A 12,502-nucleotide genomic window follows, 5' to 3' on the forward strand; every position below is an offset into this window, starting at 1 on the left:
GGCGACTATAACGGTTTGAGGATTGTCCTTGGTGGACGGCCAGTGGTCCACTGGGTTTTACACGGCCCGACTATCCGAGGAGATCCCCGCATGCAGACCCCCACACCCCCGGTTGCACTCATCACCGGGGCCGCCAGCGGAATGGGACAGAGCACCGTCGAGCTCTTCCGCGAGCGCGGGTACACGGTGGTCGCGCTGGATGTCGCCTGGCCGGCGGAGCCCGCCGATATCGACGGCGACGTGCTGCGGATCGTCGCCGACGTCCGGTCGCGGGAGGCCGTGGCCGCCGCCGTCGACGCCGTACTCGCCCCCGGCCGCGGTATCGACGTGGTCGCCAACATCGCCGGCGTCTACCCGCCGACGACGCTCGCGAGCTACGACGAGGCCACCTACCGGCGCATCTTCGACATCAACGTCCTGGGCGTGCTGAACGTGATCGCCGCCGCACGCCCCCGCCTGTCGCGCGGCGCGTCCGTCGTGAACTTCGCGTCGGTCGATGCGTTCACGGTGTCACCCGGTCAGCTCCTGTACGGCGCCTCGAAGGCGGCGGTCGTCATGCTGACCAAGGCGCTCGCCCTCGAGCTCGCCCCCGACGGCATCCGCGTCAACGGCATCGCACCCGGCTGGGTCGCGACGCCCGGCAACGCGGCGACCGGTCGGATGGAGGCGGCCGCCGCGTCGATCCCCCTCGGCCGCGTCGCGACGCCCGAGGAGATCGCGGCGTGGGTGTGGCTCGTCTCCCAGCCCGAGTACGGCGCGTTCCTCGACGGCGAGACCATCGTCCTGTCGGGTGCGGACGTGATGCGATGAGCATCGTGGTCATCACCGGCGCGGCGCGCGGTCAGGGAGCGGCACACGCCGCCGCCCTGGCCGAGGCCGGCCACGCGCTGGTGCTGGCCGACCGGATGGACGACGCCGGTCGCGCCGTCGCCCAGACCCTGCGCGACCGCGGCGCCGACGCGCGCTACTTCTCCCTCGACGTCGCCGATGAGGGAGGGTGGGCCGTGCTCGCCGCGCAGCTCGCCGAGACGGGAGACCCGCTGGTCGGCCTCGTCAACAACGCGGGCATCCTCCGGCACGGGGCGATCGCCGACACCGACGCGGCCACCTGGCTCCTGCACGACCGGGTCAACGCGCTCGGCGCGTTCCTCGGCATCCGCGCCCTCGCCCCGCTCATGCACACCGGCGGGTCCATCGTGAACGTGTCGTCGACGGCGGCGCTGGTGGGGACCGCGGGCTACGCCGCCTACTCGGCGTCGAAGGCCGCCGTGCTCGCGCTGACGCGTGTCGCCGCGGTGGAGTACGCGCCGCTGGTGCGCGTCAACGCGATCTGCCCGGGCGGCGTCGACACCCCGATGAACGACGACGAGCCCGCCGGGGGCAGCTCCTCCGGCGCCCCCCTCGGCCGACGCGCGCGCCCCGACGAGATCTCCCCGCTCGTGCGCTACCTCATCTCCGACTCCTCCTCTTTCGTCACCGGATCCGTCCTGACGATCGACGGCGGCCTGACGGCCGTCTGACCCACCCGAATCCACACCCGAAAACCCACTCGAGCACTACCCAGAAAGCAGGAAGCCATGTCCCGCACCACCCGCGCCCGCGCCGCCACCGCGCTCGTGTCCATCGCCTCCGTCGCCGTGCTGCTCACCGGCTGCGCCGGCTCCGCCGCCCCCGCGTCCACCGTCGCCTCCGACTGCACCCCCGCGCACGAAGGGCTGACGACCTTCACGCCGGGCACCCTCACGGTGGGCGTGCCGGAGAACCTGCCCTACACGCAGACCAAGGGCTCCGACGCGTCCGGCCTCGAAATCGACGTCGTGCGCAAGCTCGCCGAGGCCGAGTGCCTCGCCCTGGCGTTCGTGCCGATCACCTACGCCAACGGCATCCCGATGATCAGCGAGCAGAAGAAGACCGACATGATCACGGGCGGCTGGTACGTCACGGCGGCCCGCGCCGAGAAGGTCGGCTTCACCAGCCCCACCTTCTACGACTCCATGGGCATCATCTCCAAGGACGGCATCGACACCGTCACGGGCCTGGAGAGCGTCGGCGCGGTCGGCTCCGGCGCGGGCTTCTCGTGGGAGGCCGACATGTCCGGCATCCTCGGCGACAAGTTCAAGACCTACCCGGGCACCGCCGAGATGAAGCAGGACCTCCTCAACGGTCGGATCCAGGCGGCCCTCGACGGGTACGCCGTCGCGACCGTCGCCTACAAGGACACCGGCTTCGTCGTGAAGCCGGCCCAGGAGGACGACCGCGTGGCCATCACCACCGAGCAGCCGATGATCGCGTTCCCCATCGACAAGAACAACACGGCGCTCGCCGACGCGTTCAGCGAGCTGATCGACGGCTTCCGCGCCGACGGCACGCTCGCCGAGCTCAACGCGAGCTACGACCTGCCCGACTCCCTCATCGTCCCCGCCGACAAAGCGGCGACCTCCATCCGCTGAGCCGGCCGTGGTGGGGGCGCCGGGCGCCCCCACCACCTCGAACGTTAGGAACCGCCGTGTCCCGACCCCTCATCACGCAGGCCAACGAGCTCGCGATCGCCGGAGTGACGATCGAGAACCTGTCGAAGAGCTTCGGCGACCACCTCGTGCTCGACGACATCTCCATGTCGGTCAGCCCGGGCAGCGTCACCGCCCTGATCGGGCCGTCGGGCTCCGGCAAGAGCACCCTGCTGCGGTGCGTCAACCTCCTCGAGACCCCGGATGCCGGCACCATCACCGTCGGCTCGCAGACGATCACCGCGGGCCGCCGCGTCCCCGACCGCGACCTGCTCGCCCTGCGGCGCCAGGTGGGCATGGTGTTCCAGTCCTTCAACCTGTTCCCCCACATGAGCGTGCTGCGCAACGTCGCCTTCCCGCAGGAGCGCATCCTCGGCCGCTCCCGCGAGGAAGCGGAGCAGCGCGCGCTCACGCTGCTGGACCGCGTCGGCCTCAAGGACAAGGCGCACCAGCATCCGGGTCGGTGCTCCGGCGGTCAGCAGCAGCGCATCGCGATCGTGCGCGCGCTGGCGCTGAACCCGCGCGCGATGCTGTTCGACGAGCCGACCAGCGCGCTGGACCCCGAGGTCGGCGTCGAGGTGCTGGCCGTCATGCGCGAGCTCGCCGAGTCGGGCATGACGATGATCGTCGTCACCCACGAGATGCAGTTCGCCCGCGACGTCGGCGACCACCTGGTGGTCATGGCCGACGGGCGCATCATCGAGGAGGGCGTGCCGCACGAGGTGATGGCCGACCCCCGCGAAGAGCGCACACGGCGCTTCCTCAGCGCCGTGCTGGAGCGCTGACATGGGCGGCGTCGACATCTCGGCGGCGATGCTCCTCGTCCTCGCCGGCCTCCCCATGACCCTGCTGGTGACGGCGCTCGCCTACGCGGTGGGGGTCGTGCTCGGCATCCCCCTCATGCTCGGCCTGCGCTCGCGCATCCTGCCGCTGCGACTCGCGCTGCGACTGGTCGTGGACATCGTGCGCGGCGTGCCCCCGATCGTGTGGCTGTTCCTCATCTACTTCGGCGTGCAGGTGGGCACGATCCGCTTCGACTCGCTGTCCGCGGCGGTCACGGGGCTCGGCCTCATCTCCAGCGCCTACCTCGCCGAGATCTACCGCGGCGCGTTCGCCACCGTGGCCCGCGGCCAGGGTGAGGCGGCCGCCGCCCTCGGACTCGGACGCGTCACGACCTTCGTCCGCGTGCTGGCGCCCCAGGCGTTCCGCACCGCCCTGCCGTCGATGGCGACCTTCCTGCTGTCGCTCCTGAAGGACTCGTCCATCGCCTCGACGATCGGCGTCGCCGACATGGTCTTCCAGGCCACGATGTTCGCCCGGCAGAACCCGGCCGTCGCCGGCATCGTCCCCTTCTTCCTCGCCGCCGCCGTGTACCTCGTCGTGTCGATCCCGATCGCCGTCACCGCACGCCGGCTCGACACCCGCCTGCGCAAGGAGGCCGTCGCATGATCGACCTCGCCGTCTACCTGCCCCGGCTCGGACAGGGGCTCGTCGTCAGCCTGCAGCTGACCGCCCTCTCCGTCGTGCTCGGCTACCTCATCGGGCTGCTGTTCGCCCTCGGGGTGTCCGCTCAGCGCGGCTGGGTGCGCTGGCCGTGCCTCGTGCTCGTGGAGGTCGGCCGCGGCATCCCCGCGCTCGTCGTGCTCTACATCGTCTACTTCGGCCTTCCCGCCCTCGGCGTGCTGTTCGAGAACTTCTGGGCCGCGGTGATCGGTCTCACCTTCACGGCCGCGGCGTACTCGTCCGAGATGATCCGCTCCGGCATCCAGTCGGTGCCCACCGGTCAGCGCGAGGCGTCGGCGGCCCTCGGGCTGTCGCGGACGACCACGTTCGTGCGTGTCGTGCTGCCGCAGGGGATGCGCGCCTCGATCCCGGCCCTCATGGGCCTGGCGATCATGTCGTTCCAGGGCACCTCGCTGGCGTACTCCATCTCGGTCAACGAGCTGATGAGCCAGGCGTACCAGGTCAGCACGATCACGTTCCAGTACCTGTGGGTCTACGCGCTGACCGGGCTGATCTACGCGGCCATCGCCGTCCCGGCGACCTGGCTGTCGGTCTGGGTCGAGCGCCGGCTCAACCGGGGGTACGCATGAGATCCGTCGTCTGGCTCGAGGCCACCGTGGGCGATCCGGCCCTGGGCGGGCTGTGGGACTTCCTCGGCGAACGGATCGCACGGCTCGCCGCGGGGCGGGTGCGCACGCGCCTCGTCCACGCGGGCGCCGACGCCGGCGGCATCCGCACCCCCGCCAACCGTCTGCTCAGCGACGCCGTCCTGCTCGCCCGCGCCGCCACGCTGGAAGAGGCGGGCGACGCGGACGCGTTCGTCATCGGATGCTGGGGTGCGCCGACCGCGGTCGTCCGCGCCGCCGTCACGGTCCCCGTCACCGGCCTGGCCGAGGCGAGCGTGCGCGCGATGGGCTCGCTCGCCCGCCGCGCCGCGGTCGTCACCGTCGCCGACAGCCTCGTCCCGGTCTTCGCGGACGAGATCCGCGGGCTGGGAGGTGCGGGAGTCTTCGCCGCGCCGCCCGTGCGGGCCTACCGGCCCGAGTCCACGCACCTCGACGTGCTGCGCGCCGTCGACGATCCGACCGACCTCATCGAGCGCTTCGACGCGTCCGCCCGGGTCGCCGTCGACGAGGGCGCCGATGCGGTCGTCGTCGGATGCGGCTACCTCGGGGCGATCTTCGACGCGCACGGCTACCGCGCCGTCAGCACCGCGGCCGACGTGCCGGTGATCGACCCGAACCGGCTCGCGCTCGAACACGTCCTGCAGCTCTGCCACCTCGCCGACGCCGGCATCCGTCCCACCGATCGCGGCTACCCGTCCGCGGCCGGCGCCCGACGCGCGGCGCTGCTCCACACGTCCCGGCGGCTGGTCCCCGACGCCGCGGCATCCACCTCCCAGGAAGGAACCCCCGCATGACCCGCTACTGCGTGATCGGAGCCGGCGCGGCCGGCATGTCCGCCGTCGTCCAGCTCACCCGTGCCGGCTACCAGGTCGACTGCTTCGAGAAGTCCGACCGGGTCGGCGGCCACTGGAACACCGACTACGACGCCCTGCACCTCATCACCTCGCGCGACATGACCGGCTTCGAGGGCTTCCCCATGCCGGCGGAGTACCCGCACTTCCCGCGGCGCGACCAGGTGCGCGACTACCTCGCCGCGTACGCGCAGGAGCACGGTCTGTTCGAGAAGGTCGTCTTCGGCGTCGAGGTCGTCGCGGTCGTGCCGCGCGCGACGGAGGGGCCGGTCGGGTCGGCCGGCTGGACCGTCACCCTGTCGACCGGGGAGTCCCGCGACTACGACGGCGTGTTCGTCGCCAACGGCCACCTGTGGGATCAGAAGGTCCCGGCGGTCGGTCGTGACTTCACCGGCACCCAGGTGCACTCCGGCTCGTACCGCAACACGTCCGACATCACGGGGCGCCGGGTGCTGGTCGTCGGCGCGGGCAACTCGGGCTGCGACCTCGCCGTCGACGCGGCGCAGCACCGCTTCGAGGTCGACATCGTGATGCGCGAGGGCATGTTCTTCCAGCCGAAGTCGTACTTCGGCGTGCCCCGCCAGGAGATCCCGTGGATGGGGCAGTTCTCGCCCGAGGAGCAGGACTTCATCGCCCGCATGCTCGCCAAGGTCTCGATCGGCGAGGCGAAGGACTACCCGGGCATGCCGGCTCCCGCCGCCGCGACCCTCGCCGAGGGGCGCGCGGTCGTCAACGACCTGCTGCTGTACTGGGTGCAGCACGGCCGGGTGCACATCCGTCCCGGCATCGACCGCATCGAGGGCACGACGGTGCACTTCGCCGACGGCACCGCGGGGGAGTACGACACCATCCTCTGGGCGACGGGCTTCCACGTCTCCCTGCCGTTCCTGGACGAGGCGCTGATCGAGCGCCGCTCGTCGGTGCCGCTGCGGTTCGCGGGGGGCATCGTGCCCGCGGGGCTCGAGAAGCTGTACTTCATCGGGCTGACGGCGCCGCGGGGTCCGCAGCTGCCGATCTACGGCGAGCAGACGAAGATCGCCCTCCGGATGCTGCAGCTGCACGAGACCGCGCCCGGCGGCTTCGCGCCCATCGCGGAGTACCTCTCCCGGCTGCAGGAGCCCGACGACCGGATCGACATCGTGCGCGTCACCTGGCTCGCGCAGCTGGCCGACACCGAGCGGCTGCTCGAGGCGTTCGCCTTGTCGCGGCAGGAGGAGCTCAGCGCCGCCGGGTGAGGGCGTTTCGACTCGCGGCTGCGCCGCTCGCTCAACGACCGGGTGGGCTCGCCGGGTGAGGGCGTTTCGACTCGCGGCTGCGCCGCTCGCTCAACGACCGGGGGTGCGGCGGTGCCGGGTGAGGGCGTTTCGACTCGCGGCTGCGCCGCTCGCTCAACGACCGGGGGGTGGGCTGCGCCGCTCACTCAACGACCGGGTGGGCTGCGCCGGGTGAGGGCGTTTCGACTCGCGGCAGCGCAGCGAGTCGAAACGCGGTGTCAGAGCTCGAGTCCCACCGCGGCGGAGCAGCGTGCGAGCTCGTCCGCATCGAGCGCGAGGTCGGCTGCGCGCGCCGAGTCGATGATGGATGCCGCGCGTCGTGCCCCCGGAATCGGGACCACGACGGGGCTCAGCGACAGCTCCCACGCGAGCACCACCTGCTGAGGACTGACGCCGTGGGCCTCGCCGATCTCCCGGAAGACGCCGAACCGCTCGCCCACCGAACGGCCGCCCCCGCCGGTGCCGCCGAGCGGGCTCCACGGCAGGAAGGCGATGCCGTGCGCGTCGCAGTACCGCAGCTCGTCGAAGCTGCCCGGATGCCGCGGCGAGAACTCGTTCTGCACGCTGGTCAGGTTGCCCTCGCCGAGAACCTCCCGGGCGATCGCGATCTCCTCGACGCTCGCGTTGGAGATGCCGATCGCGCGGACGAGTCCCTCGTCCTGCAGTGCCTTCAGGTTCTGCATGATCTCGCCGTAGACCATCCAGCGGTCGGGGCGGTGGTACTGGTAGAGGTCGATGACCTCGACCCCGAGGTTGTCCAGGGAGCGCTGCACCGCCGAGCGCAGGTAGGCGAGCGAGCCGTCGCGGCCGAAGTCCTTCTCGGCCGTGCGCGTGATGCCGCCCTTCGTGCCGACGAGGATGCCGCTCGTGTCGCCGTCCCACGAGGCGAGCGCATCGCGGACGATGCGCTCGTTGTGGCCCATCTGATCCCAGGACGGCGCGTAGATGTCGGCCGTGTCGATGAAGGTGACCCCGGCATCCAGCGCCGCGTGCACCGTCGCCACGGCGTCACCCCGGTCGGGCAGGACGTTGTCGTTGTTCATCGAGACGGGCATGGCGCCCAGCCCGATGGCGGAGACGGTGAACGGTCCGATCGTGCGCTGCTGCATGGGGTCCTTCCGGTGGGGTCCGAAGACGTGCGCTTCACACTCTGCCGCACGTCGCCGACACCGGCTCACCGTCCGCGGAACACGGGTGCGCGCCGCTGCTGGAACGCGGCGAAGCCCTCGCGGTAGTCCTCGGTCGTCGACAGGGTCGCCTGCACGCTGCTCTCGGCGTCGAGCGCGTCCCAGAAGCCGAGCCGCTCGGTGCGCAGCCGCCACAGGAGCCGCTTGCTCGCGACGAAGGCGGCGGTGGGGCCGGATGCCGCGGCGATCGCCGCCTCGCGGGTGCGAGGGGCCAGCTCGTCCGGGGACATCGACCGCGAGAAGAGACCGCCCGCGACCGCCTCGGCGCCGGTGAGGAGGCGGCCGGTGTAGACGAGGTCGAGGGTGCGGTGCGCCCCCAGCCGTTCGAGGAAGAACGCGTGGCCCCCCGAGTCCAGCGCCGCACCGAGCGCGCCGAAGGGCGACCCGATCTTGGCGTCGTCGGCCACGTACACGACGTCCGTGGCGATCAGCAGGCCGAGGCCCACGCCGAGGCAGGCGCCCTGGGCCGCCGCGAAGGTGGGCGCCGGGAAGTCCGCGATCCGTCGCAGCAGGGGTGCCAGCAGGCCGTCGAGGTAGCCCGGCACGTCGTCGGTGCGAGGATCGACGCGGGAGATGTCCCGGCCCGCGCAGAAGGCCCGGCCCTCGCCCTGCAGCAGCACGGCGCGGGCGCCGTCCGCCTCCGCCCTCCGGTACGCGGCGTCGAGGGCGCGCAGCGACTCCTCGTCGACGGCGTTGCGGACCGCCGCGTTGCGGAGCGTGATCGTCGCCAGATCGGCGGTGCCTCCGGCATCCGTCTCGATGCGCTCGAACGCGTACTCGATCACGGCTTCCCCTCACACGTCGTAGTCGACGACGACGCGCGCGGTCGTCGGGTGGGACTGGCAGGTGAGCACGTAGCCGCGCTCGATCTCCTCGGGCTCCAGCGCATAGTTCTCGCTCATCTGCACGGAACCCGAGACGAGGCGTGCACGGCAGGTGCCGCAGACCCCGCCCGCGCACGCGAAGGGCACGTCGGGGCGCACCCGCAGCGCGGCCGTCAGGATGCTCTCGTGCGCGTCGACCGGGCTGTCGACGCGCGTCGAGGTGCCGTCCAGCGTGAGGTCGATGCGGTGCACCCGCTCGTCGGGCCGCGCAGCGCGCGGCCGTCCGCCCGCCGTGCCGGGTGCCGTGGCGGGCGCCGGGGCCTCCCCGGTCGTGAAGAGCTCGAAGCGCACGCGATCCGCGTCGACGCCCAGATCGGCGAGCACGTCACGGCAGAGCTGCACGAGCGCGAACGGGCCGCAGAGGAACCACTCGTCGACCGTCTCGGGGCGGATGAGCGCGGTGAGGATGAGCCGCAGCCGCTCCTCGTCGATGCGTCCGGACAGCACCGGGGCGGCGCGCTGTTCGCGCGAGAGCACGTGGTGCACGGCGATGCGCGCGGGATAGCGGTCCTTGAGGTCGGCCAGCTCGTCGACGAACATCACGTCCGTCGACGAGCGGTTGGTGTACACGAGCGTGAACCGCGACGTCGTCGAGGCGCTCAGCACGGATGCCGCGAGGGACATGATCGGTGTGATCCCGGAGCCCGCCGCGATGCCGACCACGTGGCCGGCGGCGGCATCGGCCCGCGCCGACACGAACGTGCCCTGCGGGCTCATCACGTCGATCTCGTCGCCCGGCCGCAGCGCCGTGTGCGCCCACGTCGAGAAGCGCCCACCGGGATCGCGCTTGATGCCCACGGCGATGGCGCCGCGCACCGGCGGCCGGCAGATCGAGTACGAGCGCCGCACCTCGACGCCGTCGATCACGGTGCGCAGCGCCACGTACTGCCCGGGGGCGTAGTCGAACGCGTCGGCGAGCTCGTCGGGCACCGCGAACGTGACCTCCACGGCATCCGCCGTCAGCGCTCGCACGTCCGCCACCCGCAGACGGTGGAAGCGGGCGCGGCGGCGGGCGGGCGCGGCGGTGTCGGTGCGCACGGTCGGATCCCCTCAGAGCGCCTTGACATGGTCGAAGGGTTCCCGGCAGGCGCGGCAGGAGAACAGCGCCGTGCACGAGGTCGAGCCGAACCGCGACACCTCCTGCGTGTCGAGGGAGCCGCAGCGCGGGCAGCGCACCGCGAGGCGCACGCGGACGGGGCCGCCCGACCGCGCGAGGGAGGCCCGTCCGGAGGGCGGTGCGATGCCCGCGGCGACGAGCTTGCGCCGCGCGGCATCGCTCATCCAGTCGGTCGTCCACGCGGGCGACAGCACGGTCTCGACGCTCACCCGGTCGAATCCCGCGTGCGCGAGCGCCCGCACGATGTCGTCGCGGATCGCGTCCATCGCCGGACAGCCCGAGTAGGTGGGCGTGATCGTCACGACGACCCCGCATTCGTCGACGCGGACGTCCCGGAGCACGCCGAGGTCGTCGATGGTGAGCACGGGCATCTCCGGGTCGCAGACGGCGGCGACCGCGGCGCGCGCCGTCTCGACCGCCGCCGCGGTCACCACGTCGCCCCCGGATGCTGTCGGGCGAGCACCTGCATCTCGGCCAGCACGAACCCCAGCGTGGGGAAGTGCCGTCCGTCGCGCCCGCCCCCGGCGGCGGGGGGAACCCCGGGGACGCTCATCTCCTCCTCGGCGAGCACGCCCGCGACCACGTCGTCGAAGCGTTCCCGCAGAGACGACGGACGCACGGCGATGCCGCCGAGGCGGTCGATGAGCGCGTCGTCGCGGAACAGCTCGTCGACGTAGGGCCACATGTCGGTCAGTCCGCGGAGCAGGCGGCGGCGCGACGTGTCGGTTCCGCCGGCGAGGCGGAGCGTCCACTGCGCGGCGTGATCGCGGTGGTAGTCCACCTCTTTGACGGCCTTGGCCGCGATCTCGGCCAGTGCCGGCTCCTCGGACGCCTGCAGGTCGGTGTAGAGCTCGAACAGGTAGACCGAGGCGATCAGCTGGCGGGCGATCGTGCGGGCGAAGTCGCCGTTGTCCTGCTCGAACAGCCACGCGCTGCGGAACTCGGGCTCACCCCGGAAGTAGGCGAGGTCGTCCTCCGACCTGCCGTCGTACGAGCCGGCGAAGCGCAGCAGCGAGCGCGCGTGGCCCAGGAGGTCGAGTGCGATGTTGGCCAGCGCGACGTCTTCCTCCAGCTCCGGGGCGTGCGCGATCCAGCGCGAGAGCTGCTGGGCCAGCACGAGCGCGTCGTCGCCCAGTCGCAGCGCGTACTCTGCGACATCGGCCGTCGCGGCGCGGCGGCGAGTGCCCCGCAACTCCTCGTCGAGCGCGGCGCGGTCGACCTCGACCGTGCCGTGGGGGACGTCGTCGGATGTCGGGGTCACAGGTGCGGCACCCCCTCGGATGCCGTGTAGTAGGCGGCGTGGCGGTAATTCTTGCCCGCCGGGGACTCGAAGAAGGCGCCCTTCGCCCCCGGATCGCTCGTGGTGACGGCATCCGAGGGGACCACCCAGATCGACACGCCCTCGCCCCGTCGCGTGTACAGGTCGCGGGCGTTGCGCACCGCCAGCTCGGCGTCGGGCGCGTGCAGCGATCCGACATGCACGTGGCTCAGGCCGCGGCTCGCGCGGACGAAGACCTCCCACAGCGGCCACGTCTCGTCGGGGGAGCCGCCCGGCGTCGGCATCAGGCGGCCCTGCCCGTCGCGGCGGTCCGCGCCGCCTTCTTGGCCGCGTAGGCCGCGGCCGCTTCGCGCACCCACGCGCCCTCCTCGTGCGCGTCGCGCCGGTTGCGGATGCGCTCGGCGTTGAGGGGGCCGCGCCCCGCGAGCACCTCGTGGAACTCGGTCCAGTCGATCTCGCTCATGATCCAGCGCCCCTGCTCCTCGTCGAAGCGCAGGGCGGGGTCGGGAAGGGTCACCCCCAGCGCCGCGGCCTGTGGGACGAGCATCCCGACGAAGCGTTGGCGCAGCTCGTCGTTGCTGAACCGCTTGATCTTCCACGCCATCGACTGCGCGGAGTTTGGGGAGGCGTCGTCGGGTGGTCCAAACATCATCAGCGCCGGCCAGTACCAGCGGTCGACGCTCTCCTGCGCCATCGCGCGTTGCGCGGGCGTGCCCTGCATGAGGCTCAGGAGGATCTCGAACCCCTGGCGCTGATGGAACGACTCCTCCTTGCAGATGCGCACCATCGCGCGGCCGTACGGTCCGTACGACGCGCGGCACAGCGGCACCTGGTTGCAGATCGCGGCACCGTCGACGAGCCACCCGATCGCGCCCATGTCGGCCCACGACGGCGCGGGGTAGTTGAAGATCGAGGAGTACTTCGCGCGTCCGTCGATGAGCTGCCGGGTCATCTCGTCGCGCGTGATGCCGAGCGTCTGAGCCGCCGAGTAGAGGTAGAGCCCGTGCCCGGCCTCGTCCTGCACCTTCGCCATCAGGATCGCCTTGCGCTTCAGGCTCGGGGCCCGCGTGATCCAGGCCCCTTCGGGCTGCATGCCGATGATCTCGGAGTGCGCGTGCTGGGAGATCTGCCGGATGAGGGTCCTGCGGTAGGCCTCCGGCATCCAATCGCGCGGTTCGATGCGCTGATCGGCCGCGATGAGCGCATCGAACTCGCCGTGGAGCTCATCCTCGGTCGGTGCCGTCATCGTCGACTCCTTCGGCTGGACGATGGTG

Annotated in this window: 15 protein-coding genes; 8 read left to right on the forward strand and 7 right to left on the reverse strand. The window is 71.9% G+C overall.

Features of this window, described 5'->3' with window-relative positions:
• Positions 1-90 precede the first annotated feature (90 nt).
• From L0965_RS07960 to L0965_RS07995, 8 genes are read left to right on the forward strand one after another with little or no spacing between them, the layout of a single operon-like run.
• Positions 91-810, forward strand: a complete 720-nt coding sequence (locus L0965_RS07960) for an SDR family NAD(P)-dependent oxidoreductase (protein ID WP_101306952.1) — start codon at positions 91-93, stop codon at positions 808-810.
• Entirely contained in the window at positions 807-1,520 is a 714-nt protein-coding gene (locus tag L0965_RS07965) for an SDR family NAD(P)-dependent oxidoreductase (protein ID WP_101306951.1), read from the forward strand. The genes L0965_RS07960 and L0965_RS07965 overlap by 4 nt, the downstream gene beginning before the upstream one ends.
• Before the next feature lie 57 nt (positions 1,521-1,577).
• A complete protein-coding gene (locus L0965_RS07970; RefSeq protein ID WP_060960597.1) occupies positions 1,578-2,450 on the forward strand; it encodes an ABC transporter substrate-binding protein in 873 nt (290 codons plus the stop codon).
• Between the two features lie 56 nt (positions 2,451-2,506).
• The gene (locus L0965_RS07975) at positions 2,507-3,292 is read left to right on the forward strand and encodes an amino acid ABC transporter ATP-binding protein (protein WP_269801237.1); all 786 of its coding nucleotides are present in this window, start codon (positions 2,507-2,509) and stop codon (positions 3,290-3,292) included.
• Position 3,293: 1 nt separating this feature from the next.
• On the forward strand, positions 3,294-3,956 hold the full coding sequence (locus tag L0965_RS07980) for an amino acid ABC transporter permease (RefSeq protein WP_060960598.1): 663 nt from the start codon (positions 3,294-3,296) through the stop codon (positions 3,954-3,956).
• Positions 3,953-4,600 carry an amino acid ABC transporter permease gene (locus tag L0965_RS07985; RefSeq protein ID WP_060960599.1) on the forward strand — a complete coding sequence of 216 codons (648 nt, stop codon included), beginning with the start codon at positions 3,953-3,955 and terminating at the stop codon, positions 4,598-4,600. The genes L0965_RS07980 and L0965_RS07985 overlap by 4 nt, the downstream gene beginning before the upstream one ends.
• Positions 4,597-5,430, forward strand: coding sequence for an aspartate/glutamate racemase family protein (locus tag L0965_RS07990; RefSeq protein WP_061781954.1), 834 nt, complete (start codon positions 4,597-4,599; stop codon positions 5,428-5,430). Before L0965_RS07985 ends, L0965_RS07990 begins: the two co-directional genes overlap by 4 nt.
• A complete protein-coding gene (locus L0965_RS07995; protein ID WP_060960601.1) occupies positions 5,427-6,722 on the forward strand; it encodes an NAD(P)/FAD-dependent oxidoreductase in 1,296 nt (431 codons plus the stop codon). The genes L0965_RS07990 and L0965_RS07995 overlap by 4 nt, the downstream gene beginning before the upstream one ends.
• Positions 6,723-6,979: 257 nt before the next feature.
• Here the strand turns inward: L0965_RS07995 and L0965_RS08000 are convergent, their stop codons facing one another.
• The 7 genes from L0965_RS08000 to paaA all read right to left on the reverse strand — a co-directional run bounded on the left by L0965_RS08000 (position 6,980) and on the right by paaA (position 12,474).
• The gene (locus tag L0965_RS08000; protein WP_101306950.1) at positions 6,980-7,870 is read right to left on the reverse strand and encodes an aldo/keto reductase; all 891 of its coding nucleotides are present in this window, start codon (positions 7,868-7,870) and stop codon (positions 6,980-6,982) included.
• 65 nt (positions 7,871-7,935) lie between these two features.
• A complete protein-coding gene (locus L0965_RS08005) occupies positions 7,936-8,733 on the reverse strand; it encodes an enoyl-CoA hydratase/isomerase family protein (protein WP_374198331.1) in 798 nt (265 codons plus the stop codon).
• A 9-nt stretch (positions 8,734-8,742) separates the two neighbouring features.
• The gene (paaE, locus tag L0965_RS08010) at positions 8,743-9,870 is read right to left on the reverse strand and encodes a 1,2-phenylacetyl-CoA epoxidase subunit PaaE (protein ID WP_101306949.1); all 1,128 of its coding nucleotides are present in this window, start codon (positions 9,868-9,870) and stop codon (positions 8,743-8,745) included.
• Between the two features lie 12 nt (positions 9,871-9,882).
• Positions 9,883-10,380, reverse strand: coding sequence for a 1,2-phenylacetyl-CoA epoxidase subunit PaaD (gene paaD, locus L0965_RS08015; protein WP_374198334.1), 498 nt, complete (start codon positions 10,378-10,380; stop codon positions 9,883-9,885).
• Positions 10,377-11,210, reverse strand: a complete 834-nt coding sequence (gene paaC, locus L0965_RS08020) for a 1,2-phenylacetyl-CoA epoxidase subunit PaaC (protein ID WP_198553642.1) — start codon at positions 11,208-11,210, stop codon at positions 10,377-10,379. Before paaC ends, paaD begins: the two co-directional genes overlap by 4 nt.
• Complete coding sequence (gene paaB, locus L0965_RS08025) at positions 11,207-11,512, reverse strand: 1,2-phenylacetyl-CoA epoxidase subunit PaaB (protein ID WP_060960606.1); 306 nt, start codon at positions 11,510-11,512, stop codon at positions 11,207-11,209. The genes paaC and paaB overlap by 4 nt, the downstream gene beginning before the upstream one ends.
• Positions 11,512-12,474, reverse strand: a complete 963-nt coding sequence (paaA, locus tag L0965_RS08030) for a 1,2-phenylacetyl-CoA epoxidase subunit PaaA (protein WP_101306947.1) — start codon at positions 12,472-12,474, stop codon at positions 11,512-11,514. The genes paaB and paaA overlap by 1 nt, the downstream gene beginning before the upstream one ends.
• Positions 12,475-12,502 lie beyond the last annotated feature (28 nt).

Origin of the sequence: Microbacterium sp. NFH-22A-Y (genome assembly GCF_021401375.1) — a bacterium.
Classification (GTDB): domain Bacteria; phylum Actinomycetota; class Actinomycetes; order Actinomycetales; family Microbacteriaceae; genus Microbacterium; species Microbacterium hominis.

Excerpts from the sequence above, each read along its gene's own strand:
- L0965_RS08000 (WP_101306950.1), bottom strand. The coding sequence starts at position 7,870 with ATGCAGCAGCGCACGATCGGACCGTTCACCGTCTCCGCCATCGGGCTG.
- L0965_RS07970 (WP_060960597.1), top strand. The coding sequence starts at position 1,578 with ATGTCCCGCACCACCCGCGCCCGCGCCGCCACCGCGCTCGTGTCCATC.
- paaA (WP_101306947.1), bottom strand. The coding sequence starts at position 12,474 with ATGACGGCACCGACCGAGGATGAGCTCCACGGCGAGTTCGATGCGCTC.
- paaB (WP_060960606.1), bottom strand. The coding sequence starts at position 11,512 with ATGCCGACGCCGGGCGGCTCCCCCGACGAGACGTGGCCGCTGTGGGAG.
- L0965_RS07995 (WP_060960601.1), top strand. The coding sequence starts at position 5,427 with ATGACCCGCTACTGCGTGATCGGAGCCGGCGCGGCCGGCATGTCCGCC.
- L0965_RS07985 (WP_060960599.1), top strand. The coding sequence starts at position 3,953 with ATGATCGACCTCGCCGTCTACCTGCCCCGGCTCGGACAGGGGCTCGTC.
- L0965_RS07960 (WP_101306952.1), top strand. The coding sequence starts at position 91 with ATGCAGACCCCCACACCCCCGGTTGCACTCATCACCGGGGCCGCCAGC.
- L0965_RS07990 (WP_061781954.1), top strand. The coding sequence starts at position 4,597 with ATGAGATCCGTCGTCTGGCTCGAGGCCACCGTGGGCGATCCGGCCCTG.
- L0965_RS07980 (WP_060960598.1), top strand. The coding sequence starts at position 3,294 with ATGGGCGGCGTCGACATCTCGGCGGCGATGCTCCTCGTCCTCGCCGGC.
- L0965_RS07965 (WP_101306951.1), top strand. The coding sequence starts at position 807 with ATGAGCATCGTGGTCATCACCGGCGCGGCGCGCGGTCAGGGAGCGGCA.